Origin of the sequence: Streptomyces botrytidirepellens (genome assembly GCF_003721215.1) — a bacterium.
GTDB classification, from domain to species: domain Bacteria; phylum Actinomycetota; class Actinomycetes; order Streptomycetales; family Streptomycetaceae; genus Streptomyces; species Streptomyces himastatinicus.
Genome location: NZ_RIBZ01000878.1, coordinates 1 through 24,251, shown reverse-complemented (window position 1 = coordinate 24,251; position 24,251 = coordinate 1). Strand labels below are relative to the sequence as shown.

Sequence of the window (24,251 nt, the reverse complement as noted above, 5' to 3'; positions counted from 1 at the left end):
CGCGATGGTGGACAAATCCGGTCGCCTCCACGGGCCTCCGGTCAGCGCCGCCTGCGCCCCGGCCCCGGCCCCGGAAGCCCCGCCCCGGCACCCGGCATCCCGCCTCCGGGGGCCGACAGCCGCATACCCGGACTCGGCGCGTACGCCGCCTGCAACTGCTGCCCTCCGGGCAGAGGCGCGTACCAGGCGCTTCCGTACAGGACGCTGCTGAGCCCGGACAACAGCCGTTGCACATCGGGTTCCGATCGCACCACCAGCCGCATGAACTGGCTGCTGCTGCCGAGCTTGTTGCCGCACTCGCGCACCAGCACGCCGTGTTCGGACAGCAGCCGGTCCCGCACCTGAACGCCGTCCGCCCCCTCCGGCAGTTTGACGAACACGAAGTTGCCCTGTGAGGGGAAGACGGTCATTCCCGGCAGACATCCCAGCTGCGAAATCATTTCCTGCCGGTCGCGGGCGAGCATCCGCAGGCTCATCTCGTAATCCTGCTGGTGGTCCTTGAGCATGAAAACGATGATCTCGGCGAAGGAATTGAGGTTCCACTTCGGCAACCTGGAGCGGACCTTCCGCGCGAGCGAGGGGTTCGCCACCAGGTAGCCGAAGCGCACGCCGTGCAGGCCGAAGTTCTTTCCCAGGCTGCGCAGGACGACGACGTTCGGGCGTACCACGGCCTCGTCGACGACGCTCGGCCACGGACCAGAATCAGGGTCGACGAACTCCAGGAAGGACTCGTCGATGACGACCAGATCGAGGTCTGCGAGGGAGTCCATGAACGATATGACGGCGTCGCGGGAGAGGAGGCCGCCGTCGGGATTGTTGGGATTGCAGATGACGGCGGTTCGTGATCCCCGCTGCCGAATGAACGACACGAAGGCATCGGGATCGAGGGCGAAGCCGTGCCGTTCCGGCAGCCGGAACATGTCCACGCGCTTGCCGGTTTCATCCGGCTGATCCGTCCACCGGCCGAAGGTGGGGATCGGCACGGCCAGGCTGTCCTTGACCAGCAAATGGTCGATCCAGGTGATGAGTTCCGTCGAGCCGTTGCCCATCGCCATGGTCTGCGGCTGGAGATCGAGCAGGTGCGCCAGTTCGGCTGTGATCGTATCGGCGGAGCTGGGGTAATAGGTGAGAATGTCGCGCAGCATGGCCGACAGCTCGTCGAACATGCCGGGGGTGGGGAAATAGGGGTTACAGGGGATACAGAAATCCACGATGTCCTGTCCGCCGCCTGCCACCCCCGCGCGATTCAGCATGAAGTACGACGGACTGTGGTTGGTGCCCCGGAAAAGCTGTGCGGCATTACCCGTGTTGCCGATGGCGGCGACAGTCACAGCAAGACCTCCTCGGTCACATGGGCCGTGCTGGGCACGACGTTCGGCTCCGCTTGCACAGAGCGTCGCGCACGAGCCACCGCCAGTCGGGGCGTTGCCGAATTTCATGGTGCGTGTGAGAAGTCGAGTGACAGGAGATACCGGAACCGCTACAGTCCCCGCGACCTCTGCCTGCCTCCCGGGAGACCACGGCACCGGCGCCCCGTCCACCCACGCGAGCGGGGCGCGGCCCGAAGGCCACGCCCCGCGTCGAAGGTCACCCGCCAGGGCGGACGATCAGCTGCAACCGCTCGTCGAGCCGCAGCCCTCGCACAGGTAGCAGCTGCCCGCGCGGCGCATCTTGGTGCCGCAGGAGAAGCACAGCGGTGCGTCGGCGTTCAGGCCCAGCTGGATCTCGACCAGCTCGGTCGAGCTGTGGGCCTCCTTCGGGGCGGACGTCTCGGACTGGGACGCGGTCGTCGTGGCCTTCGGGGCCTCCAGCCGCCGCGGCGCCGACTGGGCCAGGCCCTCGACGTCGACATCGTCCTCGGACGCCTCGTAGGAACCGGTCTCCAGGTGACGCTGGCGCTCCTCGGCGGAGTGGATGCCGAGCGCGGACCGGGTCTCGAACGGCAGGAAGTCCAGCGCCAGCCGACGGAAGATGTAGTCGACGATCGACTGGGCCATCCGCACGTCCGGGTCGTCCGTCATACCGGCCGGCTCGAAGCGCATGTTGGTGAACTTCGAGACGTACGTCTCCAGGGGCACCCCGTACTGGAGGCCGACCGAGACGGCGATGGAGAAGGCGTCCATCATGCCCGCGAGGGTCGAGCCCTGCTTGGACATCTTCAGGAAGACCTCACCGAGCCCGTCGTCCGGGTAGGAGTTCGCCGTCATGTAGCCCTCGGCGCCGCCGACCGTGAAGGAGGTGGTGATGCCGGGGCGCCCCTTGGGCAGGCGCTTGCGGACCGGGCGGTACTCGACGACCTTCTCGACCTCCGGCTCGGCCTGCTCAGCCGCCTTCTCCTCCTTCTTCTTGGCGGAGAGCGGCTGGCCGACCTTGCAGTTGTCGCGGTAGATCGCCAGCGCCTTGAGGCCCAGCTTCCAGCCCTCGAAGTAGATCTCCTCGATCTCCTCGACGGTGGCCGACTCCGACATGTTGACCGTCTTGGAGATCGCGCCGGACAGGAACGGCTGGGCAGCGGCCATCATCCGCACATGGCCCATCGGCGAGATGGAGCGCTCGCCCATCGCGCAGTCGAAGACCTCGTAGTGCTCGAGCTTCAGCCCCGGCGCGTCAATCACATTGCCGTGCTCGGCGATGTGGGCGACGATCGCCTCGACCTGCTCCGGCTGGTAACCGAGCCGCTTGAGCGCCTTGGGGACCGTGTTGTTCACGATCTGCATCGAGCCGCCGCCGACCAGCTTCTTGAACTTCACCAGGGCCAGGTCCGGCTCGACGCCCGTGGTGTCGCAGTCCATCATCAGGCCGATGGTGCCGGTGGGGGCGAGCACCGACGCCTGAGCGTTGCGGAAGCCGCTCTTCTCACCGAGGCGCAGCACGTCCTGCCATGCCTCGGTGGCCGCCGCCCAGACCGGGGAGTCCAGGTCGTCCATGCGCTTGGCGATGGCGTTGGCGTCCGAGTGCTGCTTCATGACGCGGTTGTGGGCGTCCGCGTTGCGGGCGTAGCCGTCGTACGGGCCGACGACGGCCGCCAGCTCGGCGGAGCGCTTGTACGAGGTGCCGGTCATCAGGGAGGTGATGGCTCCGGCCAGGGCCCGGCCGCCGTCGCTGTCGTAGGCGTGGCCGGTGGCCATCAGCAGGGCGCCGAGGTTGGCGTAGCCGATGCCCAGCTGGCGGAAGGCGCGGGTCGTCTCGCCGATCTTCTGGGTCGGGAAGTCCGCGAAGCAGATGGAGATGTCCATCGCGGTGATGACCAGCTCGACGACCTTGGCGAAGCGCTCGGCGTCGAAGCGCTGGTTCCCGGCGTCGTCGTCCTCGAGGAACTTCATGAGGTTGAGCGAGGCGAGGTTGCACGAGGAGTTGTCCAGGTGCATGTACTCGCTGCACGGGTTGGAGGCGGTGATCCGGCCCGTCTCCGGCGAGGTGTGCCAGTGGTTGATCGTGTCGTCGTACTGGATGCCCGGGTCGGCGCAGGCCCAGGCCGCCTCGGCCATCTTGCGGAAGAGGGACTTGGCGTCGATCTCCTCGATGGGCTCACCGGTCAGGCGGCTGCGCAGGCCGAACTGCGAGCCGGACTCCACGGCCTTCATGAACGTGTCGTTCACACGGACCGAGTTGTTGGCGTTCTGGTACTGGACGGACGTGATGTCGTCGCCGCCCAGGTCCATGTCGAAGCCCGCGTCGCGCAGGGCGCGGACCTTCTCCTCTTCCTTGACCTTGGTCTCGATGAACGCCTCGACGTCCGGGTGGTCGACGTCGAGCACGACCATCTTGGCGGCCCGGCGGGTCGCACCGCCCGACTTGATCGTTCCGGCGGAGGCGTCGGCGCCGCGCATGAAGGAGACGGGCCCGGAGGCGTTGCCGCCGGAGGAGAGCAGTTCCTTGGAGGAGCGGATGCGGGAGAGGTTCAGGCCGGCACCGGAGCCGCCCTTGAAGATCATCCCCTCTTCCTTGTACCAGTCCAGGATCGACTCCATGGAGTCGTCCACGGAGAGGATGAAGCAGGCGCTGACCTGCTGCGGCTGCTTGGTGCCGACGTTGAACCACACGGGCGAGTTGAAGCTGAAGACCTGGTGCAGCAACGCGTACGTGAGCTCGTGATCGAAGATCTCGGCGTCCGCGGGGGAGGCGAAGTAGCCGTTGGCCTCGCCGGACTTGCGGTAGGTGCCCACCACCCGGTCGATGAGCTGCTTCAGGCTCGCCTCACGGGTCGGGGAGCCGACCGCGCCGCGGAAGTACTTGCTCGTGACGATGTTGACCGCGTTCACCGACCAGAAGTCGGGGAACTCCACGCCGCGCTGCTCGAAATTGACCGACCCGTCACGCCAGTTGGTCATGACGACGTCACGACGCTCCCAGACCACCTCGTCGTACGGATGCACGCCAGGGGTGGTGTGGACGCGCTCGATACGCAGACCCTTGTTCTTGCTTCCCTTGGAGCGGGAGCCTCGTGCGGGGCCGCTCGTCGTCTCTGTCATTCCGCCTCCCTGTACGGGCGAAAACGCCCTGATGTGCCCATTTCTTCCCGGGCACGGTGTCTCTTGTCTTTCACCCGGAGGCGCGATGCGCCCCGGGCAGGTCTTCGGCCGCCGGTCAGTCGGCGGCAGTGACGGGCGCTGGGGCCTCCGCGGCCCCTTCGGCGCCGGGCCCGCGGTCGTGCGCGGGAGGCCGTTGCTGGTCACGCAGCTCCGCGACCGCGGCCTCGAAATCCTCGAGCGAGTCGAAGGCGCGGTAGACGGAGGCGAAGCGGAGGTAGGCGACGAGGTCGAGCTCCTGGAGTGGACCGAGTATGGCGAGCCCCACGTCATGGGTGGACAGCTCGGCGCTTCCGGTGGCCCGTACGGCCTCCTCCACGCGCTGGCCGAGCTTGGCGAGGGCGTCCTCGGTGACGGGACGGCCCTGGCATGCCTTGCGGACCCCGGAGATGACCTTGTCGCGACTGAAGGGCTCGGTGACTCCGCTCCGCTTGATCACCATGAGTGACGCGGTCTCCACGGTCGTGAAGCGGCGCGCACAGTCGGGGCACTGGCGGCGCCTGCGGATCGAGCAGCCGTCGTCCGTGGTCCGGCTGTCGACGACACGGCTGTCGGGGTGCCTGCAGAAGGGGCAGTGCATGACTCCGTACCCTCCCTCACCCTCAAGAACGGCGCATGACTGACAAGCTCCGACCGGCCGCGCAGGCCCGTCGAAGCGACCACAAGCATAGGCGAAGATCTCGGCAACGAATCACCAGGGACCACAAGCTGTGGGTGGCTGACATCCATCAAACCACTAGATCTGGTGTCTGGCACCCATCCGCACCGCGTGGCGTGTCATGACTCGGGAGCAGGCACGAGACTACGCGAACCCCACGGGTCCCGGATCCACAGGGGCCGGGGTGCAAGACTGAGGGCCGCCGCCGGACACGGCCGAAACCCGCCACCGGAGACGGTCGAAGCATGCCGCAGGACACGACCGAAACCCGCCACCGGGCACGACCGAAACCCACTCCTCACCCCGTACCGGAACCGCCTTATACACCCAAGCCTGTGATCACGTCAGCTCATCTGGGATATTTCACTCGAACGTGTGTTTGGCGCAACCTTTCGAAAGCAACTACCGTTGTCCAACTAGGGAGAACATCTCGAGAGGGGCCGTCGTGACCACCACCGCAGAGAGCGCCGCTGTTACCGCCCAGGAGCGCTCCCAGAGCCGACTCGAACAGACGCACGCGATGAATCAGACTCACGCGATCAACGACGCGAGCACGAACCCGGAGGGGCAGAAGGCGACCCGATCACTACCCGGGCGACCTCCAGGCATCCGGGCGGACAGTTCAGGGCTGACCGACCGGCAGCGTCGCGTCATCGAGGTCATCCGCGACTCTGTGCAGCGGCGCGGCTACCCCCCGTCCATGCGGGAGATCGGTCAGGCGGTGGGCCTCTCCAGCACCTCGTCCGTCGCCCATCAGCTGATGGCCTTGGAGCGCAAGGGCTTCCTGCGGCGTGATCCCCATCGGCCCCGGGCGTACGAGGTCCGTGGCTCCGACCAGCCCAGCGCGCAGCCGACGGACACCACCGGCAAGCCCGCCGCCTCCTACGTGCCGCTGGTCGGCCGGATCGCGGCCGGCGGGCCGATCCTCGCCGAGGAGTCGGTCGAGGATGTCTTCCCCCTCCCCCGCCAGCTGGTCGGCGACGGCGAGCTGTTCGTCCTGAAGGTGGTCGGCGACTCCATGATCGAGGCCGCCATCTGCGACGGGGACTGGGTCACGGTGCGCCGCCAGCCCGTCGCCGAGAACGGTGACATCGTCGCCGCGATGCTCGACGGTGAGGCGACGGTGAAGCGGTTCAAGCGCGAGGACGGCCATGTCTGGCTGCTCCCGCACAACGCCGCGTACCAGCCGATCCCCGGTGACGAGGCGACCATTCTGGGCAAGGTCGTCGCGGTGCTGCGGCGCGTCTGAGCCGACGGACCGAGGCGCGCCACCGGCGTGCCCAACGACCGGGCCCCGGGACCACTGCGCCGGTTCCGGGGCCCTGCTGTATGCCCGCGCCCTCTACTTCCCCTCGGCCTTGGCCGCCGCGTCGATCGCGGCCAGGGAACGGCGCACCTGGTTGCGGTCGGTCGTGTACCAGAAGTCCGGCATGGTCTTGCGCAGGAACGAGCCGTAGCGGGCCCGCTCGACCCGCGGGTCCAGAACGGCGACGATGCCGCGGTCCCCGGAGGCCCGCACGAGTCGGCCCGCGCCCTGCGCCATCAGAAGGGCGGCGTGCGTGGCCGCCACCGCCATGAAGCCATTGCCACCGGCCTCCTCCACGGCCTTCTGGCGAGCGCTCATCAGCGGGTCGTCGGGGCGCGGGAAGGGCACCCGGTCCATGACCACCAGCTGACAGCTCGGGCCCGGCACATCCACGCCCTGCCACAGCGACAGCGTGCCGAACAGGCAGGTCCTGGCATCGGCGGCGAAAGCCCGGATCAGCTCGCCGAGGGTCTCCTCGCCCTGGAGGAGGATGGGCATGTCGAGCCGTCCGCGCAGCTCTTCCGCGGCGGCTTGCGCGCCGCGCATCGACGAGAACAGCCCGAGCGTGCGGCCGCCCGCGGCCTCCACCAGCTCGGCCAGCTCATCCAGCATGTCGCTGCGGCTGCCCTCGCGGCCGGGCTGGGCGAGATGCTTGGCGACGTAGAGGATCCCCTGCTTCGCGTAGTCGAAGGGCGAGCCGACGTCGAGGCCCTGCCAGCGCGGCGCGGACTCCTCGCCGCCCTCGGGGTCCTGCGGACTCTCGGGAGCGAGACCGAGCGAGGCTGCCACCCCGTTGAAGTCCCCGCCGATCTTGAGAGTCGCGGAGGTGAGGATCACCGAGCGGTCCTCGAACAGCTTCTCGCGCAGCAGACCGGACACGGACAGCGGGGCGACGCGCAGCGAGGCACCGAAACGGTCGTGCCGCTCGTACCAGACCACGTCGAACTCGGAGCCCTCCACGATCCGCTCCGCCACCTGGTGGATGTTCTCCACCGCGCCCAGGGCCTGCTTGCGGACGGCGTCCTCGTCCTGAACCGAGGCATCGCGGGTGGCGCCGAGCGCGGAGATCACCGTGCGGGCCGCGTCGCGCAACGCCATCAGGGCATAGCTCAGGTCCTCGGGGATGGTCTCGAGGCGGCCGGGCAGAGCCAGCTCCATGATCCGCTCAAAGGTCTCCGAGGCGGTCTGGAGAGCGTCGGCCGCCTTCTCGTTGACCAGCTTGGCGGCGCGCCGCACGGCCCGGTTGACCTGGCCGGGGGTGAGCTCGCCGCTGGCGACGCCGGTGACGCGGGAGACCAGCTCATGCGCCTCGTCGACGATCAGCACCTCGTGGCTGGGCAGAACCGGCGCGCCCTCGATGGCGTCGATGGCGAGCAGCGCGTGGTTGGTGACGATCACCTCGGCGAGCTTGGCGCGCTCGCGGGCGGCCTCGGCGAAGCACTCCGCGCCGTAGGCGCACTTGGACGCGCCGAGGCACTCCCGGGAGGTGACCGACACCTGCGACCAGGCGCGGTCGGAGACGCCGGGCGTCAGGTCGTCGCGGTCGCCCGTCTCGGTCTCGTCGGACCAGTCACGCAGCCGCATCAGGTCCTTGCCCAGCTTGCTGGTGGGCGCGGCCGCCTCGAAGGGGTCGAACAGCCCGGCCTCGTCGGCGTCGTCCTGCGGCACCCCTTCGTGGAGGCGGTGCAGGCACAGGTAGTTGGACCGCCCCTTGAGCATGGCGAACTCGGGGCGGCGGCGCAGCAGCGGATGCAGAGCGTCGACGGTACGCGGCAGGTCGCGCTCGACGAGCTGGCGCTGAAGGGCGAGGGTCGCCGTGGCGACGACGACGGGCTCGCCGTGGGCGAGGGCGGGCACCAGATAGCCGAGCGACTTTCCGGTGCCGGTACCGGCCTGGACCAGCAGATGGGAGTTGTCGTCGATCGCCTCGGCCACGGCTTCGGCCATGGCTGTCTGGCCAGGGCGTTCGGTGCCGCCGACGGCGGTGACGGCGGCGTGCAGCAGGTCTGCGAGTGGAGGCGAGGACGTGTCAGTCATAGGGCTGCCAGCCTACGCGGGGGCACCGACATCACTCTCGCTGGCGGTCGCATCACCCTCCGTGGAGGGAGCGCGTGGCATGGGCGGAACCCGGCCGGGCCGAGCGGTGTATCAGAGGTAAAGGCGGCGATCGGGGGCCGCCGCGGATCGCAGGGGGTCACGATGGCTCACAGCAGGTGGCGCAGGGCGCGGTCGCGCAGCATCAGTGCCGCGCGTTTGCCGGGGAGGTCCACCTCGGCGGAGAAGCGGAAACCGGCGCCGAGGAAGGCCGCGACGGAAGGGGTGTTGCGCAGGTCGGGTTCGGCCACGACGCGCGCGCAGGACGGGCGGTGTTCGAGTACGAGATCGGCCGCGGCGCGCAGCAGGGTCGTGCCGAGGCCTTGGCCGCGGTCGCTGATGCGGCCGATGAGCAGGTGGATGCCGGTGTCGTGCGGCCGGGCCGGGTAGTGCCGGGCGAGCGGATCGAGGTCTGCGCGGTACACCTCCCAGTAGCTCATCGGGACTCCGTCCAGCACTCCCAGACAGGGCACACTGCGGCCATCGCCGTCGAGCTGGCCGCCCAGGTGGCTCGCCGTGATGTCGTCCGGGCCGTCGAGTTCCCAGAAGGCGGCCACGGCGGGGTCGTTCATCCATCGGGCGATGAGCCGCAGATCGCGCCCGATGCGGACCGGGACCAGTTGGAAGGCCCCCGCCGGTGTGCTGGTGGGCCCCCATTCGGCGATGCGGTCGAGGAGGTCGGGGCGGCTGTCGAACTCCGGGCCGGTCAGCTGGCTCTCGGGGACTCGCGCGGTGTCTTCTTCCTGGCGCATCCGCATGTCGATGGTGTCGTCGGTGCTGGAGTCGGAGTGCGACACGGCGACGCTCTCCTCTCATGGATGTCAGACGCGCCGTGAGGGGCGTGATCGGCGGGGTGGACGGGCGTCATGCCGTGGAAGCGGCGGAAGTGACAAGGGGGTTGGCGATGGTGACGTAGACGGACTGGGTGTCGACCGGCCCGACGAGTTCGTCCAGGCCGCGCAGGCGGGTGAGCAGATTGGCCTTGCAGCGCAGAGTGGGCGTCTCGAGGAGGCGGGCGGGCAACCGCGAGCGGAGCTTGCCGGGGCCGGACGCGGCGTCGGCGAGGAACCGGCGGAACGCGGCCAGCAGCACGCGCTCGTCGGCGAGCCGCTGCGCCCCGAACGCTCCGATCACACCGAGGACGTTGTTGACCCCGAGGTAGTAGGCGAAGCGCTCATCGGTGACCTCGTCGGACACGAAGGTGTCGCTGCGCCCGCCGATTCCGGGCAGCCGCCGCTGGAGATCGTCGTAGCGGGACTCACGGAAGTAGTAGCCCTGGTTGTCCCGATAGCGGCCCCCGACCGGCCAGCCGTCCGGGTCCAGCAGCACCAGGGTGTTCTGCTGGTGTGCCTCCAGGGCGATGCCTGCCTCTCCGTCCAGCCAGAGCACGGGGCGTACGACCGTGTGCAGGTAGCGCAGGAACCACTCGGCGCTGACGGCCGCGGAGGAGCGGCCGGTGCGGGCGGCGAGCCGGGCGACGAGGTGGGCCAGGCGTGAGCGCATTGCGGGCTGCCCCGGCCAGGTCCGGAGCGAGAGGAGCCCGGCGACGCAGACGGCGTCGTCGCCCGGGCCGAACGGGTTGTGCCGGATGACGACGTCGAGCCCGGTCAGGGGGTCGCCATCCGGCCCGTCCACCGCGAGCCAGGCCGGATCACGGACGATGTCGAAGCCGGATCCCGGGAAGGCGGCCCGCCACCGCTCCGCCAGCCCGCTGCGCAGCAGCCGGTGCACCTCGACGCCGCGGCGAAGCTCCTTGCGGAGGTTCTCACGGCGGGAGTTGGTGATCCGCAGACCGAGGGAGAGTTTGAGCATCGCGGGCGCACCGGGCCGGTAGACGGTGCGAACCGAGGAGGTGGGGTGCCAGTGTCCGCCGGCCGGGCCGAGGTCGTGCAGCAGGCCCGCGTCGAACAGCGCGGCGACGGCCGGGCGGTGCCGGATCTCGTGTGCCTGCCAGGGGTGCAGGGGCAAGGGCACGGACCCGGGGGGCAGTTGCAGACCACTGCCCGCGAGAGAGAGGGCCAGCCTCTCGGCGGGCACCGTTCGGCCGCGCTCGGTCCAGGCCGACTCGCAGGCGAGCACGGATCGGTCAACGGCGAGCCAGTGCAGGGGAAAGGAGCCACGCGCTTCGGGTGAGCACACAGGTGAGGCAGCGTCGGAGAGCCCTTCGCGGCTCTTCGGCGTCGGGTGAAGGGGGTGACCGAGGAGGAGGGACTGTTCCGCGCCGAGAAAGGGGGTTCCTGCGTCAGGGTCGGCGGGCGCGGCCCGGCGGTGGGCCAGGAATTGGGCGGTGCGTCGTACGGAGTCCGCTACGCGGCCGATGAGTTCGGAGGTCTCCGCGTCGGTCTCGTCCTGCCGGGCTGCGTACGCCGCCTCCCGGGCGAGCAGCGCCGCGAGGGCCACCGCGCCGACGGCGGGGGCGTCCCACGGGCCGTGTTCCAGCACCGGTGCGCCGAAGCGGTGCCAGCCGGTGGCCGACCAGTAGCGCACGGGCACCTGTAGGGAGGTACCGCTCGCGGCGAGGGGGATCCGGAGGGTGTCGCCGTCCGGGGGCCCTGCGGCGGTCTCCCTTACCCAGCAGCGCAGCAGGTTCTCCACCCCCGCGGCATCGGCGGCGAGCTGCGGGTCGGGATGGTCGAGCGGGTCCTGCCCGGCGGTGGGAGCGAGCGCCTCGGGTGCGTCATGACCGCTGTGGTCCTGCCGCGGTACCGGGGCCGTCTCGACGAGGGGCGGTTCGGCAACGGCTGCCGACGGTGCGAGTGCCGTGGCCCGGGTCGGCGCGGGCCCGGTTGGCGCGGCCTGGGGCGGTGCGGGCCGGGGTGGCGCGGCCTTGGGCGACACCGGCGGAAGGCCGGTGGGCTCCCCGGCGGTCACGGCTGCGGGCGGCTGGGGCACGAACGGCTCGGGACCGGCGGTGGAGGGACCCGCAGTCGGCGGCCCGGCTGGGGGCGTTGCCGATTCGGGCGGTGGGGCGGTGGGCTGGGGCCGTGCCGCCGCGGAGTGCAGCACCCGTCGTTGTGGTCCCGTCGGCGCGGTCGCGGGCGGGGACCCCGTGGTCGTCTCCGCGGCGGCCCCCGGCGGCGCGGCGGGGGCGGCGGGAGGTGTCTCGCCTCGGGCTTGGGGGTGTCCGGGAGCGGTGCGGGCCGTCCGGTCGCTCATGGCGCCGTCCTCCGGGTCCGGCTGGGGATACAGGGGGGCTCGCCCAGGGGAGTGCGGCATGGTGGGTGCGGCGCTCGCGTCACGGCCTTCACGCCGGGAGCCTGGCGCCTGCCTCCTTCGATGGTGCGGTGGTGGTGCGGTCCTACGGCCGCGGGGCGCGTCACCGGCGGCCTCCGGTGAAGGGCGGGGCGGGTGGCGGGAGTTCGTGGTCGGCGCGGTCACCGAGAGCGCGGATCGCGGCGTCCAGGGCATCGGCGAGCCGGTCCAGAACGGCTTGGGCCTGCTCGTCGGTGATGGTCAGCGGAGGAAGGAGGCGGATCACGGCGGAGTGGCGGCCGCCGAGTTCGACGATCAGGCCACGGTGCAGGCACTCCCGCTGTACGGCCGCCGCCAGCATCGGGGCGGCGCGACGGGCGGCGGCGCCGGTGCCCGTACGGCCGTCTTCGCGGCCGTCTGTACGGCCGTCTGTGCGGCCGTCTGTGCGGCCGTCTGTGCGGCCGTCTTCGCGGCCGTACGCACCGGCGAAGGCGCCGGTCGTCAGGGCGGTCTCGGTCGTGGCCTCAGGGCACTCCGGGCCGGGGTCCGGCTGTGCCGGGTCGACCAGCTCCAGGCCGATCATGAGCCCGCGGCCGCGGACGTCCCCGATGTGGGGGCACTGCGCTGCGAGGGCGCGCAGCCGGGTCAGCATCCGCTCGCCGACGACCGCGGCCCGCTGCGCGAGGTCGTTCTCGCGGACGTACGCGAGGGTGGCCGCGCCCGCCGCCATCGCCAGCTGGTTGCCCCGGAACGTGCCCACGTGGGCGCCGGGCCGCCAGGCGTCCAGCTCCTCCCGGTAGATCACGACGGCCAGCGGCAGGCTGCCGCCGATGGCCTTCGACAGCACCATCACATCGGGCACCACGCCGCTGTGTCCGACGGCCCAGAAGGAACCGGTGCGCCCCACGCCGGTCTGTACCTCGTCCGCGATGAGGGGGATGCCGCGGGCCGCGGTGATCTCCCGCATCCGGCGCAGCCAGCCGTCCGGCGCGGGGATCACCCCGCCCTCGCCCTGTACCGGTTCGAGGATCATCCCGGCCGGTGCGGTCGTCCCGCCCTTCGGGTCGTCCAGCAGCCGCTCGGTCCAGCGCGCCGCGAGGTCCGCGCCGCGCTCGCCGCCCACCCCGAACGGGCAGCGGTAGTCGTAGGGGAAGGGGAGCCGGGTCACGCTCGCCGCGGGGGCGCCGCCGGAGACGGCCAGCGCCCCGGCCGTCATCCCGTGGTAGGCCCCGGAGAAGGCCAGCAGGCCGTCCCGCCCCGTGGCGGTCCGTACCAGCTTGAGTGCGGCTTCGACCGCGTCCGTACCCGCGGGCCCGCAGAACTGGATCCGTGCGTGGGCGGCGAGTTCGGGCGGCAGCGTGGCGAACAGTTCGTCCGTGAAGGCGTCCTTGACCGGCGTGGCCAGGTCCAGGACCTGGAGCGGGGCTCCCGAGTCCAGGACGGCGCGGATCGCTTCCAGCACCACCGGGTGGTTGTGACCGAGCGCCAGGGCCCCGGCTCCGGAGAGGCAGTCGAGGTAGCGGCGGCCGTCGGCGCCCTCGATCGTCAGCCCGCGGGCGCGCACCGGGACGATGGGCAGCGCCCGGGCGTAGGTGCGGGCGGCCGACTCCCGCAGCGACTGGCGCCGCAGGATGACCGGAGCGTCCTCGCCGAGCCCTTCGCCGTCCGGCACGACGGGCGGCGAAGGGTCCGGCGTCATCGGCGGGAGCTGGGTCATGGCCACGGCTCACGGTCCTCTCGCTGCTGAACGCCCTCCGACTGTCCCCCGTACGTACCAACGACGGGTCAGGCCCGGGATCACGGGCTGACCGAAGATCCTTGCCGCCGGGAACCAAGGACCCGCCTGTAGCCGTCGTAGGCGGCACCGGCATAGTGGGGGATCACCCCACTGTCGGGGGGAGCATGACAATTCCGGACAGGCCGTGAAGCAGCTCAGAACATCAGGGGGAGTCCCGCCCATGCCTTTCAAACGCCGACCCGCGCTCGCCTCGGCGGCCATCGCCGCGGTGCTGGCGCTCACCGCCACCGCGTGCGGATCGTCGGACGACTCGGCCGATGCCAAGGCGTCCGCATCGTCGGCGCAGCAGGGCGCGGACGACATCAAGCTGCCCGACAACATCAACGACAAGCTGAAGAACCTCGGCGTCGACCTGGACGAGTGGAAGAACGGCGCCTGGAACAAGTGGGACCGGGACGACTGGCTCCGCGAGGCGGGCGACTTCATCAACCCGATCATCAAGGGGCTGTGGAAGCCGGACCGGATGCGGGATGCCCAGGAGCCGGAGGAGCAGGTCGACGACAGCGACATCGCTGACGACCAGGGGGTGACCGACCCCGATCCGCAGCCGGTGAAGGCGCAGGAGGTCGACAGCCCGTACAGCTCCCGCGTTCCGTATGCGGGCAAGGTCTTCTTCGACGGCCCCGAGGGGTCGATGGTCTGCTCCGCGACCGTGGTGGAGGACCCCGCCCACCCCGGCAAGTCCAACATGGTCTGGACGGCGGGCCACTGCGTCCACGCGGGCAAGGGCGGCGGCTGGTACAAGAACCTGATGTTCGTGCCCTCGTACAACGACTCCGGCAAGTCGGCGGCCGAGCTGGAGAACGCCACCCGGGAAGAGCTCGCCCCCAAGGGCGTCTGGTGGGCCGACTGGGCGCAGACCTCCTCCCAGTGGATCGACAGCGGCGCGGCCACCGGCGGCAAGGGCGCACCGTACGACTTCGCGGTCATGCATGTGAAGCCTGAGGTCAGCGGCGGCAAGTCGCTGGAGGAGACGGTCGGCGGCGCACTGCCGGTCGACTTCAACGCGCCGGCTGTGAAGTCCATCGACGAGATCACGGCCACCGGCTACCCGGCGGCTCCGCCGTTCGACGGCCAGAAGATGAACCAGTGCGCCGACAAGCCGGGCAGGCTGTCGCTGGAAGCCAAGCAGCCGACCATGTACCGCATCGGCTGCACGATGACCGCCGGTTCGTCCGGCGGCGGCTGGGTCGCGAACGGTGCGGACGGCAAGCCCGCGCTGGTGTCCAACACCTCGATAGGCCCGTCCAACGCCACCTGGCTGGCGGGCCCCCATCTGGGCCCCGAGGCCAAGGGCGTCTACAACGCGGTCAGCAAGAAGTTCGCGGGTCAGTAGTCACCCGCGGTCAGCAACGGCGAAGGCCCGCCCCCCGGAATGGAGGGGGCGGGCCTTCGCCGTGAGCGGTTCGGTGCTCTACTGCCGCGCACCTGCCGCGGCCGGTACGAACCGGCGCAGCTCGGCGGCGAGCTCCTCGTGCACCCGTGCCTTGAGCAGCGTGCCCTCCGGGGTGTGCTCCTCGGAGATCACCTCGCCGTCGGCGTGCGTACGCGAGACCAGCTTGCCCTCGGTGTACGGCACCAGGGCCTCGATCTCGACCTGCGGCCTGGGCAGCTCGTGATCGATCACCCCGAGCAGCTCGTCGATGCCCTGCCCGGAGCGGGCGGAGACGGCCATCGCGCTCCGCTCCATGCGCAGCAGCCGCTGGAGCACGAGCGGATCGGCCTTGTCCGCCTTGTTGATGACCACGATCTCGGGCACGTCGACCGCGCCCACGTCACGGATCACCTCGCGCACCGCAGCCAGCTGCTCCTCCGGCGCCGGATGCGAGCCGTCCACCACATGGAGGATCAGATCGGCGTCGCCGACCTCCTCCATCGTGGAACGGAACGCCTCGACCAGGTGGTGCGGCAGATGGCGGACGAAGCCGACGGTGTCCGCCAGCGTGTACAGCCGCCCGCTGGGCGTCTCGGCCCGGCGCACGGTCGGATCCAGGGTGGCGAACAGCGCGTTCTCCACCAGCACGCCCGCGCCGGTGAGCCGGTTGAGCAGCGAGGACTTGCCCGCGTTGGTGTATCCGGCGATGGCGACCGAGGGGACCTTGTGACGCCTGCGCTCCTGCCGCTTGATGTCGCGGCCGGTCTTCATCTCGGCGATCTCGCGGCGCATCTTCGCCATCTTCTCGCGGATGCGGCGCCGGTCCGTCTCGATCTTGGTCTCACCGGGACCACGGGTGGCCATGCCGCCGCCCGACGATCCGGAGCCACCGCCACCCATCTGCCGGGACAGCGACTGACCCCAGCCGCGCAGCCGCGGCAGCATGTACTGCATCTGCGCGAGCGAGACCTGCGCCTTACCCTCGCGGGACTTGGCGTGCTGGGCGAAGATGTCGAGGATCAGGGCGGTGCGGTCGACCACCTTGACCTTGACGACGTCCTCGAGATGGATCAGCTGGCCGGGGCTCAGCTCACCGTCGCACACGACGGTGTCGGCACCGGATTCGATCACGATGTCGCGCAGTTCCTCGGCCTTGCCGGAGCCGATGTATGTCGCGGGGTCCGGCTTGTTGCGGCGCTGGATCACGCCGTCGAGCACCACGGCGCCCGCGGTCTCCGCGAGCGCGGCCAGTTCGGCGAGGGAGTTGTCCGCGTCCTGCGCCGTGCCGGACGTCCAGACGCCGACCAGCACCACGCGCTCCAGGCGCAGCTGCCGGTACTCGACCTCGGTGACGTCCTCGAGCTCGGTGGAGAGTCCCGCCACACGCCGCAGCGCGGCACGGTCCGAGCGGTCGTACTGGTCGCCGTCACGCTCCCCGTCGATCTCGTGACTCCAGGCGACGTCCTCTTCCATCAGGGCGTCGGCCCGAAGGCTCTCGGCGAGGCGCTGCCGGTCCTGCGGAAGGGAAGAGGAGTGGGTCAAAGGAATCCTTACGTCGAGGGACATCGTCACTGTCGACAACGCACGACCGGCCCGGGGGATTCCCCACCGCTCCGGCCGCGACGCCGACCCCTCGATGGTCGCACGCGGCGGCGGGGCCGTCACTCGGGTTTCACGGTATGGCGCGCCGTTGGGCCGTGCGGGGTGGAGCGGGCCGCGGGCTTGGCCCCCGGCTTCGTGCTCGGCTTGGCCCCCGGCTTCGTGGTCGGCTTGGCGCCTGGCTTCGCGCCCGGCTTGGCCCCCGGTTTCGCGTCCGGCTTCGGGGCGGGCTTCCAGTCGGGGTGCCCGGGCATCGTCGGCGTCTTCCTGCCGTAAAGCCAGGGGTGCAGGAAGCCGTTCAGATCCTTACCGGCCACCTCCGAGGCGAGACGGACGAAGTCGGTGGTCGAGGCCACCCCATCCCGGTGGCGGACCACCCATTGCCGCTCCAGCCGCTCGAAGGCGGCCCGGCCGATCCGCTCCCGCAGCGCGTACAGGACCAGGGCGCTGCCGTCGTAGACGATCGGGCGGAAGAGCCCGATCTGCTTCCCCGGTTCGGCGGGCCGGGGCGCGGCGGGCGGCCCTCCGGCGGCGCGCCAGGCGTCGGACTGCTCGTAGGCCAGCCGCATCCGGCGCTCCAGGCTCTCCTTGCCGTACTGATCCGCGTACAGCGCCTCGTACCAGGTGGCGTGGCCTTCGTTGAGCCACAGATCGGACCAGCGGCGCGGGCTGACGCTGTCGCCGAACCACTGGTGTGCCAGTTCGTGCAGCATGATCGACTCCACGTACCAGCGCGGGAACTCGTCGCCGGTGAAGAGGCCCCGTTCGAAGAGCGAGAGCGTCTGGGTCTCCAGCTCGAAGCCCGTGGTGGCCTGGGAGATCAGCACTCCGTAGTCCTCGAACGGGTACGGACCGACCTTCTTCTCCATCCAGCTCAGCTGCCCCGGAGTGCGCGCGAGCCACTTCTCGAGCTTCTTGCGGTCCGCAGCGGGCACCACGTCGCGCACCGGCAGCCCGTGCGGGCCGGTGCGGTGGAGCACGGCGGACCGGCCGATGGACACCTGGGCCAGCTCGGTGGCCATGGGGTGGGCGAGGCGGTACGACCAGGTGGTGCGCGCCCCCTCGCGGACACGCCCTGCCGGAAGACCGCCCGCGACGACCGTGAGGTTCTTCGGCGCGGTGACCCGGAAGGTGAAGCGCGCCTTGTCGGACGGATGGTCGTTGCACGGGAAGACCCGGTGGGCGGCGTCGGCCTGATTGGCCATGGCAAGGCCGTCCCGGGTACGGACCCAGCCGCCGCTCGCGCCGTCCCCCGGGTCGCTGGTGTGCCGGACGGTGACCCGGAAGTCCGCGCCCCGTTCGAGCCTGGTGCGCGGGGTGATGACCAGGTCCTCGCCCGCGGCGGCGAACGCGGCGGGCGCGCCGTCGACCCGTACGGAGCGCACGGTGCCCTGGGTGAAGTCCAGGTTGAGGGTGCGTAATCCGGCGGTGGCACGGGCGTCGATGGTGGTGACGGCGTCCAGCGGCCGGTCCGCGCGGCGGTAGTCCAGGGTGATGTCGTACGCCGTGACGTCGTAGCCGGGGTTGCCGAGCCGCGGGTAGAGCGGGTCGCCGATGCCGAGCGGGCGCGGGCCCGCGGGGCTCACCGGCCCGGCGGCGGAGGACGGGCCGACCGAGGCGAGAACGGCGGCCAGGGCGACGGCCACGAGGGCGGTCCTGCGGCGCCCCATCCGCGGAAGGGGACCGGCCATCCGCGGAAGGGGACCGGCCGACCGCGGAAGGGGGCCGGGGCGGGGGCCCGGAGATTGCGTCATGCCTTACGGCTATCAGCGCCCGGGCGGGGACGCAGTCCCACCCGGGCCCGATCCACCCGAAGGAGTTCAGGAACGGGCGGTCGCCACCCTGCGCCCCTCCCGGGTCACGTCGTAGACACCGGGGACGTCGCGCATGGCCCGCATCAGCGTCGGCAGTCGGCCCGCGTCGGACAGCTGGAGTGTGTACGTATGGCGAACGCGCTGCTCACGCGGCGGTTCGACGGCGGCGGCGACCACCTCGGCGCCCTCCGCGGCGATGGCCTCGGTGAGGTCCGCGAGTAGATGGGGCCTGCTGAACGCCTCCGCGAAGAGGGTGACCCGGTAGTCGCCCCCGTCCCCGTCGTCCTCCTCCGACCAGCGCACCCCGACCCGGGCCCGCCCGGCGGCGGTCATCCGCGCCACGGCGGGGCACCGCTCGCGGTGGACGGTGACGGCGCCGCCGCGCACCGCGAAGCCGGTGATGGCGTCCGGCGGTACGGGGGTGCAGCACCGGGCCAGCCGTACGATCACACCGGGCAGGTCGACGACGATGCCCGCTTCCGGGCGGCCCGCGGGGGCCCCGGGGAGCACGTCCCCGGCGTCTTCCCCGACCCCCTCCGGTTCGAGCTCCTCCGGATCGACCTCCTCCGGATCGGCCCCTTCCGCATCCGCCCCTTCCAGCTCGGCCCCTTCCGGCTCCACGGGGGCGTGCAGATGCTCGGCGCCGGGCGCCTCGCCCTGCGGCGGCTCGTGCGCCGGATCGGCCGGATGGGCGGCCAGCCAGCGGTTGATGGCGATGCGCGCGGCCGGGGTACGGGCGTGGTCGAGCCATTCCGGCGAGGGCCCGGACGAGGCCGCGTCACCCGCCATCAGCAGCTGAAGGGTGTCGCCGTCGCACAGCACGGTGCTGAGCGTCGCGATCCGCCCGTTGACCCTGGCCCCGATACAGGAGTGGGCGTCCTCGCCGTACTGGGCGTACGCGGCGTCCACACAGCTCGCGCCCGCGGGCAGGCCCAGGGTGCCGCCGTCGGACCGGAAGACCGTGATCTCCCGGTCCTGGGCGAGGTCGTCGCGCAGCGCGGTCCAGAAGATGTCGGGGTCGGGGGTGGCGCTCTGCCATTCGAGCAGCCGGGACAGCCAGCCGGGGCGGGTCGGGTCGGCCCGCTCGCCCTCGGGAGCGGCGGCCGCCTCGGTCGGGGCGTACGGATTGCCGAGGGCGATCACCCCGGCCTCGGCGACCCGGTGCATCTGGTGCGTGCGGATGAGGACTTCGGCGACCTCGCCGCTGCGCCCGGCCACGGCCGTGTGCAGCGACTGGTAGAGGTTGAACTTGGGGACGGCGATGAAGTCCTTGAACTCCGAGATCACCGGGGTGAAACAGGTGTGCAGCTCGCCGAGGACCGCGTAACAGTCCGCGTCGTCGGCGACGAGGACCAGAAGCCGCCCGAGGTCGGAGCCGGTCAGCTCGCCGCGCTTGATCCCGACGCGGTGGACCGAGACGAAGTGGCGCGGGCGGACCAGGACTTCGGCGGTGATGCCCGCCTCCTGGAGCACGGCCCGTACGTCTCCGGCGGCGCGGGCGAGCGGGTCGGGGCGCTCCGCGTGGGACTGGAGCAGCTCCCGGGTACGGGCGTACTCCTCGGGGTGGAGGATCGCGAAGACCAGATCCTCCAGCTCGGTCTTGAGCGCCTGCACGCCGAGCCGTTCGGCCAGCGGGATCAGCACATCGCGGGTGACCTTGGCGATGCGGGCCTGTTTCTCGGGGCGCATCACGCCGAGGGTGCGCATGTTGTGCAGCCGGTCGGCGAGCTTGATCGACATCACCCGGACGTCGTTGCCGGTGGCGACGAGCATCTTGCGGAACGTCTCGGGCTCGGCCGCCGCCCCGTAGTCGACCTTCTCCAACTTGGTGACGCCGTCGACGAGATAGCGCACCTCCTCGCCGAACTGCTCCCCCACCTGGTCGAGCGTCACCTCGGTGTCCTCGACCGTGTCGTGGAGCAGGGACGCCGTCAACGTGGTGGTCTCGGCGCCCAGTTCGGCGAGGATGAGCGTGACGGCCAGCGGATGGGTGATGTACGGCTCACCGCTCTTGCGCATCTGGCCGCGGTGGGAGGACTCGGCGAGGACGTACGCCTGGCGCAGCACATCCAGATCGGCACCCGGGTGGTACGCGCGGTGCACCTTCGCGACGTGTTCGATCGCGTCCGGCAGCCGGTCCCGGGATGCCGGTCCCAGCAGCGCGGCCCGGCCGAATCTGCGGATATTGCGCAGATCGATGCGGGGGAGGCCGCGCCTGCGGCCGAGAGCGGCTTGATCTGGGGCCTCTGCGCTCATGGGCACCTCCGGCGGCGTCGAGCGTCAACCGGCGTGGGCACTCCCCCGGGGCCGGTGCTTGATGCTATCGAGCCCACCACGCACGGCCGACCGGCTCTCGCCCAGAGTGAAACGGATCACCCATGAGAGGGACGAGTCAGTCGAGCGCCGCGTCCAGCCATACGGGATCCAGTTCCCCCTCGGCGACGATCACGGCAGGGCCCGTCATCTCCACCGTACCGTCAGGCCGCTCGCTGATCACAAGTCGCCCACCGGGTACGTCCACCGTGTATGTGACGGGGCGCCCGGTGACCCCCGGATCGGCGCCGTCGCGGCGTGCGGCGGCCACCATGACGGCGCAGGCGCCGGTGCCGCAGGAACGGGTCTCGCCGGAGCCGCGCTCGTGCACGCGCATCGCGACGTGCTGCGGGCCGCGGTCGACGACGAACTCGACGTTGGTGCCGTCCGGGTACGCGGAGGCGGGATGAACGGCGGGAGCCGTGAACAGGGTCCCGGCCTGGTCGAGGTCGTCGACGAAGGCGACCGCGTGCGGGTTGCCCATGTTGATGTTGCGGGCGGACCAGGTCCGGTCGCCGACCGCGACGGTGACATCGCCGTCGGGGCCGGGCTCGGGCAGCACGGCCTTGCCCATGCCGACGGTGACCGCGCCGCTGTCCGGGGCGCCCTCCGGGGCGGCCTTGGCGATGTGGATGTGCCGCAGTCCCGCCCGGGTCGCGATCGTCAGATCGCCCTCCTCGGCGAGACCCTCCCGCTGGAGGTACCGGGCGAACACCCGGACGCCGTTCCCGCACATCTCGGCGATGCTGCCGTCGCTGTTGCGGTAGTCCATGAACCACTCGGCCTCGGCGGCGATGGCCCGCGCCTCGGGGTGCGCCGACGACCGTACGACGCGGATCAGCCCGTCGCCGCCGACACCGGCGCGGCGGTCGCAGATCCGGGCGACGGCGGCCGGGGACAGCTCCAGCCGACCGTCCAGGTCCGGGACGATGACGAAGTCGTTCTCAGTGCCGTGGCCCTTCAGGAACCGCAGCCGGGGCGCGTTGCTCATCCCTCGATCCTACGGGGCGCCGCACGGGCCGTCGCCCTGGCCGGACACCCCCTAGCGCAGGCGGGCCACGCGCCAGAAGGTGAGGGCCGCGAGCAGCGCGACGATCACGACGTAGAGCACCACGAAGCGCCAGTCAGGGCGGCGGCCGGAGCCCCGGGGCGGCAGGCCGGGCCAGGTGTAGCCCACCCGGCGGGCGGCCATCAGCCCCCAGCCCGCCGCGCAGCAGCTCAGCAGCAGGCCCAGCATGGCCACGACCGCGCCGCCGTCGCCGAACTCGAAGGCGAGCGGGAAGGCGAACATCAGCGAGCCGAGGATGGCGAGGCCGACGATCGGCGCGATCTGCCAGATCCGCAGGCGACGCGGCGGGCGCAGCTCGCGGAAGGACTCCCCGGAGCCCGGCTCACCCGGCTCACCCGCCTCGTCGAGAGCCGGGCTGCCCAGCTCGGGGAGCGCGGGGGTCTCGTCGGGGCCGTCCGGGGTCAGCGGCCCGTGATCGCCCTGCGGCGCGTCCCGCGCTGCTTGCTGCGATGCGTTACGAGGGCCGGCCTCCATCGCCACACGCCCTCCCAACTCCAGACACCACGGCACGATCGGAGCTTGATGATGGCATGCTCGCGGGGGCCTCCATGACGAGCGGAGCGTCCCGATGCCATCACGTGATCAGGCTGTGACCGCCCGTTCAGCCAACGAGAGCGCGTTCGCCAGGAGTTCTTCCCGGTCCGCGGCCGCTCCGCTGAGCCAGTGGACCCTCGGATCGCGGCGGAACCAGGAGTCCTGGCGGCGCGCGAACCGCTTGGTGGCGCGCACGGTCTCGGCCCGTGCCTCGTCCTCCGTGCACGCTCCGGCGAGGGCGGCGAGCACCTGCTGGTAGCCGAGGGCCCGGGAGGCGGTACGCCCCTCCCGCAGCCCGGCCGCTTCGAGCCCGCGGACCTCGTCCACCAGCCCGGCCTCCCACATCCGGTCCACGCGCACGGTGATCCGCTCGTCCAGCTCGGGCCGCTCGACGTCCACCCCGATCTGGAGGGTGTCGTAGACGGCCTCGTGACCGGGGAGGTTGGCGGTGAAGGGACGACCGGTGATCTCGATGACCTCCAGCGCCCGCACCACCCGCCGGCCGTTGCTGGGCAGGATCGCCCGGCCCGCCTCGGGGTCGGCGGCCGCCAGCCGGGCGTGCAGGGCCCCCGGGCCCAACTCCTCCAGCTCGGCCTCGAGCCTGGCCCGCACGGCGGGGTCGGTGCCCGGGAAGTCGAGCGCGTCGATGGCCCCGCGGATGTACAGGCCCGAGCCGCCGACCAGGACCGGCGTACGCCCCTCGGCGAGCAGCCGGTCCATCTCGGCGCGGGCCAGTCGCTGGTATTCGGCGACGCTGGCCGTCTGGGTGACGTCCCAGATGTCGAGCAGACGGTGCGGCACGCCCTGCCGCTCGTCCTCCGTCAGTTTGGCGGTGCCGATGTCCATGCCCCGGTAGAGCTGCATGGAGTCGGCGTTGACGACCTCGCCGTCGAGGTGCCGGGCGAGGGCGACGCCCAGATCGGACTTACCGGCCGCGGTGGGGCCGACGACGGCGATGACTCGCGGCGGATGGCCTGCTGTATTCACCCGCCCAGTCTCGCAAACCCCGGGGGCCTCCTCGAACGAGCGACGTGACGGGGGACGGCCCTGGTCGTTGCCTGTTGCGAGGTTCCGAGGACCGGTTCGGGAAACCGGCCCCCGCGAGCAGCGCAATGGGACGCTCCGAGCGGCACGGGATTTCGCCCACACGAGTAGGCTATGGAGTAGATATGGGCGTGTTTTCCAGGTTTCGTCGGGTGTCGAAGGAGGAGAGCCGTTCGTCCGCAGAGGCGCCCTCCGAGCAGTCCGCGGCCGACGCCGTGACGGCGGCAGCGGCGCCTGAGTCCGCCGCCGAGACGGAGCCGGAGCGGGACGAGGAGGAGCCCGCGGCGGGCGAGGGGGCGGCGATCCCGAAGCAGCAGTCCGCGACCGAGACGGCCGACAGCGAGGCCGGCGAGGGCGCCCGCACATAAGGGATCCGATGAGGGAAGGTGGCCCATGGGCCTGCTGGACAATCTCAAGGCCAAGGCCGGTGCCATGAAGGACCGGGCAGGCAACTTCGCGCAGCAGCACGAGGCCAGGATCGAGCGGGGTCTCGACAAGGCCGCCAAGACGGTCGACACCAGGACCAAGGGCAAGTACAGCGCAAAGATCGAGACCGGCACGGGCAAGGCGAAGGACGCCCTCAACCGCTTCTCCCACCGGAACCAGGACCGCAACGAGGACCGCAGCGGGAGCGAGCGCAAGGACCAAGGCGGCGACAGCGCCTGACCCCCGCCGGTACGCGGCCGCGAAGCCGATGCCTCGCGGCCGCGGCGGCCCTGCGCCCGTACCCCGAACCGCCCTGTCTGGAGCCGCCGTACCCCGCGCAGCAGCGCGCCTTGCCGCTCCGGCGGCGGCTCGCCCCGGGACGCCGTCGTCCGGCGCCCGCGGTCGGCGATGCCCGCACTAGGTGTGCTGTCCGGGGACGTTGGTGACGGGCGACGCGCCGTGAGGGGTGCTTGAACGGGGCGAGGGCCTCTGGTTTCGGT

The 24,251-nt window shown here is 71.3% G+C and carries 16 protein-coding genes and 1 pseudogene; 4 read left to right on the top strand and 13 right to left on the bottom strand.

The window, feature by feature from the left end:
- Nucleotides 1–65: 65 nt before the first annotated feature.
- From EEJ42_RS48450 to nrdR, 3 genes and pseudogenes are all read right to left on the bottom strand, one after another.
- Nucleotides 66–1,253, bottom strand: a pseudogene (locus tag EEJ42_RS48450) (pyridoxal phosphate-dependent aminotransferase); the annotation flags it as partial.
- A gap of 354 nt (nt 1,254–1,607) precedes the next feature.
- Nucleotides 1,608–4,472: a vitamin B12-dependent ribonucleotide reductase gene (locus tag EEJ42_RS48445; protein ID WP_123108501.1), complete on the bottom strand. Its 2,865-nt coding sequence runs from the start codon at nt 4,470–4,472 to the stop codon at nt 1,608–1,610.
- 115 nt (nt 4,473–4,587) lie between these two features.
- On the bottom strand, nt 4,588–5,109 hold the full coding sequence (gene nrdR / locus EEJ42_RS48440; protein ID WP_123108500.1) for a transcriptional regulator NrdR: 522 nt from the start codon (nt 5,107–5,109) through the stop codon (nt 4,588–4,590).
- Nucleotides 5,110–5,632: 523 nt separating this feature from the next.
- Between nrdR and lexA the strand changes: the two genes are divergently transcribed.
- Complete coding sequence (gene lexA / locus EEJ42_RS48435) at nt 5,633–6,436, top strand: transcriptional repressor LexA (RefSeq protein WP_123108499.1); 804 nt, start codon at nt 5,633–5,635, stop codon at nt 6,434–6,436.
- A 93-nt stretch (nt 6,437–6,529) separates the two neighbouring features.
- Here the strand turns inward: lexA and EEJ42_RS48430 are convergent, their stop codons facing one another.
- From EEJ42_RS48430 to EEJ42_RS48415, 4 genes are all read right to left on the bottom strand, one after another.
- A complete protein-coding gene (locus EEJ42_RS48430) occupies nt 6,530–8,530 on the bottom strand; it encodes an ATP-dependent DNA helicase (protein ID WP_123108498.1) in 2,001 nt (666 codons plus the stop codon).
- A gap of 167 nt (nt 8,531–8,697) precedes the next feature.
- Nucleotides 8,698–9,384: a GNAT family N-acetyltransferase gene (locus EEJ42_RS48425; RefSeq protein WP_123108497.1), complete on the bottom strand. Its 687-nt coding sequence runs from the start codon at nt 9,382–9,384 to the stop codon at nt 8,698–8,700.
- A gap of 67 nt (nt 9,385–9,451) precedes the next feature.
- The gene (locus EEJ42_RS48420; protein WP_246097992.1) at nt 9,452–11,743 is read right to left on the bottom strand and encodes an IucA/IucC family protein; all 2,292 of its coding nucleotides are present in this window, start codon (nt 11,741–11,743) and stop codon (nt 9,452–9,454) included.
- 160 nt (nt 11,744–11,903) lie between these two features.
- Nucleotides 11,904–13,496: a diaminobutyrate--2-oxoglutarate transaminase family protein gene (locus EEJ42_RS48415; protein WP_425473095.1), complete on the bottom strand. Its 1,593-nt coding sequence runs from the start codon at nt 13,494–13,496 to the stop codon at nt 11,904–11,906.
- A gap of 241 nt (nt 13,497–13,737) precedes the next feature.
- Here EEJ42_RS48415 and EEJ42_RS48410 point away from each other — a divergent pair, with 241 nt between their 5' ends.
- Nucleotides 13,738–14,913: a trypsin-like serine peptidase gene (locus tag EEJ42_RS48410; RefSeq protein WP_123108496.1), complete on the top strand. Its 1,176-nt coding sequence runs from the start codon at nt 13,738–13,740 to the stop codon at nt 14,911–14,913.
- A 78-nt stretch (nt 14,914–14,991) separates the two neighbouring features.
- Here EEJ42_RS48410 and hflX read toward each other — a convergent pair whose 3' ends face one another.
- The 6 genes from hflX to miaA all read right to left on the bottom strand — a co-directional run bounded on the left by hflX (nt 14,992) and on the right by miaA (nt 23,268).
- Nucleotides 14,992–16,494, bottom strand: coding sequence for a GTPase HflX (gene hflX / locus EEJ42_RS48405; protein WP_123108495.1), 1,503 nt, complete (start codon nt 16,492–16,494; stop codon nt 14,992–14,994).
- Nucleotides 16,495–16,613: 119 nt separating this feature from the next.
- Nucleotides 16,614–18,242: a M1 family metallopeptidase gene (locus EEJ42_RS48400; protein WP_281291700.1), complete on the bottom strand. Its 1,629-nt coding sequence runs from the start codon at nt 18,240–18,242 to the stop codon at nt 16,614–16,616.
- 129 nt (nt 18,243–18,371) lie between these two features.
- Nucleotides 18,372–20,621 (bottom strand): RelA/SpoT family protein, encoded by a 2,250-nt coding sequence (locus tag EEJ42_RS48395; protein WP_123108494.1) that lies wholly within the window; start codon nt 20,619–20,621, stop codon nt 18,372–18,374.
- A gap of 136 nt (nt 20,622–20,757) precedes the next feature.
- A complete protein-coding gene (gene dapF / locus EEJ42_RS48385) occupies nt 20,758–21,669 on the bottom strand; it encodes a diaminopimelate epimerase (protein WP_123108493.1) in 912 nt (303 codons plus the stop codon).
- Nucleotides 21,670–21,720: 51 nt separating this feature from the next.
- Nucleotides 21,721–22,221: a hypothetical protein gene (locus EEJ42_RS48380; RefSeq protein WP_184503626.1), complete on the bottom strand. Its 501-nt coding sequence runs from the start codon at nt 22,219–22,221 to the stop codon at nt 21,721–21,723.
- Between the two features lie 108 nt (nt 22,222–22,329).
- The gene (gene miaA / locus EEJ42_RS48375; protein WP_123108491.1) at nt 22,330–23,268 is read right to left on the bottom strand and encodes a tRNA (adenosine(37)-N6)-dimethylallyltransferase MiaA; all 939 of its coding nucleotides are present in this window, start codon (nt 23,266–23,268) and stop codon (nt 22,330–22,332) included.
- A gap of 209 nt (nt 23,269–23,477) precedes the next feature.
- On the opposite strand from miaA, the gene EEJ42_RS48370 reads away from it, so the two are divergent.
- Nucleotides 23,478–23,693 (top strand): gliding motility protein, encoded by a 216-nt coding sequence (locus EEJ42_RS48370; protein ID WP_342778430.1) that lies wholly within the window; start codon nt 23,478–23,480, stop codon nt 23,691–23,693.
- A gap of 25 nt (nt 23,694–23,718) precedes the next feature.
- Nucleotides 23,719–23,991 (top strand): antitoxin, encoded by a 273-nt coding sequence (locus EEJ42_RS48365; RefSeq protein WP_123108489.1) that lies wholly within the window; start codon nt 23,719–23,721, stop codon nt 23,989–23,991.
- Nucleotides 23,992–24,251: the final 260 nt, after the last annotated feature.

Coding starts and splice junctions, on each gene's coding strand:
- EEJ42_RS48445 (WP_123108501.1), bottom strand. CDS start 4,472: ATGACAGAGACGACGAGCGGCCCCGCACGAGGCTCCCGCTCCAAGGGA.
- nrdR (WP_123108500.1), bottom strand. CDS start 5,109: ATGCACTGCCCCTTCTGCAGGCACCCCGACAGCCGTGTCGTCGACAGC.
- EEJ42_RS48430 (WP_123108498.1), bottom strand. CDS start 8,530: ATGACTGACACGTCCTCGCCTCCACTCGCAGACCTGCTGCACGCCGCC.
- EEJ42_RS48420 (WP_246097992.1), bottom strand. CDS start 11,743: ATGAGCGACCGGACGGCCCGCACCGCTCCCGGACACCCCCAAGCCCGA.
- EEJ42_RS48415 (WP_425473095.1), bottom strand. CDS start 13,496: ATGACCCAGCTCCCGCCGATGACGCCGGACCCTTCGCCGCCCGTCGTG.
- EEJ42_RS48410 (WP_123108496.1), top strand. CDS start 13,738: ATGCCTTTCAAACGCCGACCCGCGCTCGCCTCGGCGGCCATCGCCGCG.
- EEJ42_RS48400 (WP_281291700.1), bottom strand. CDS start 18,242: ATGGCCGGTCCCCTTCCGCGGATGGGGCGCCGCAGGACCGCCCTCGTG.
- EEJ42_RS48395 (WP_123108494.1), bottom strand. CDS start 20,621: ATGAGCGCAGAGGCCCCAGATCAAGCCGCTCTCGGCCGCAGGCGCGGC.
- dapF (WP_123108493.1), bottom strand. CDS start 21,669: ATGAGCAACGCGCCCCGGCTGCGGTTCCTGAAGGGCCACGGCACTGAG.
- EEJ42_RS48380 (WP_184503626.1), bottom strand. CDS start 22,221: ATGGAGGCCGGCCCTCGTAACGCATCGCAGCAAGCAGCGCGGGACGCG.
- EEJ42_RS48365 (WP_123108489.1), top strand. CDS start 23,719: ATGGGCCTGCTGGACAATCTCAAGGCCAAGGCCGGTGCCATGAAGGAC.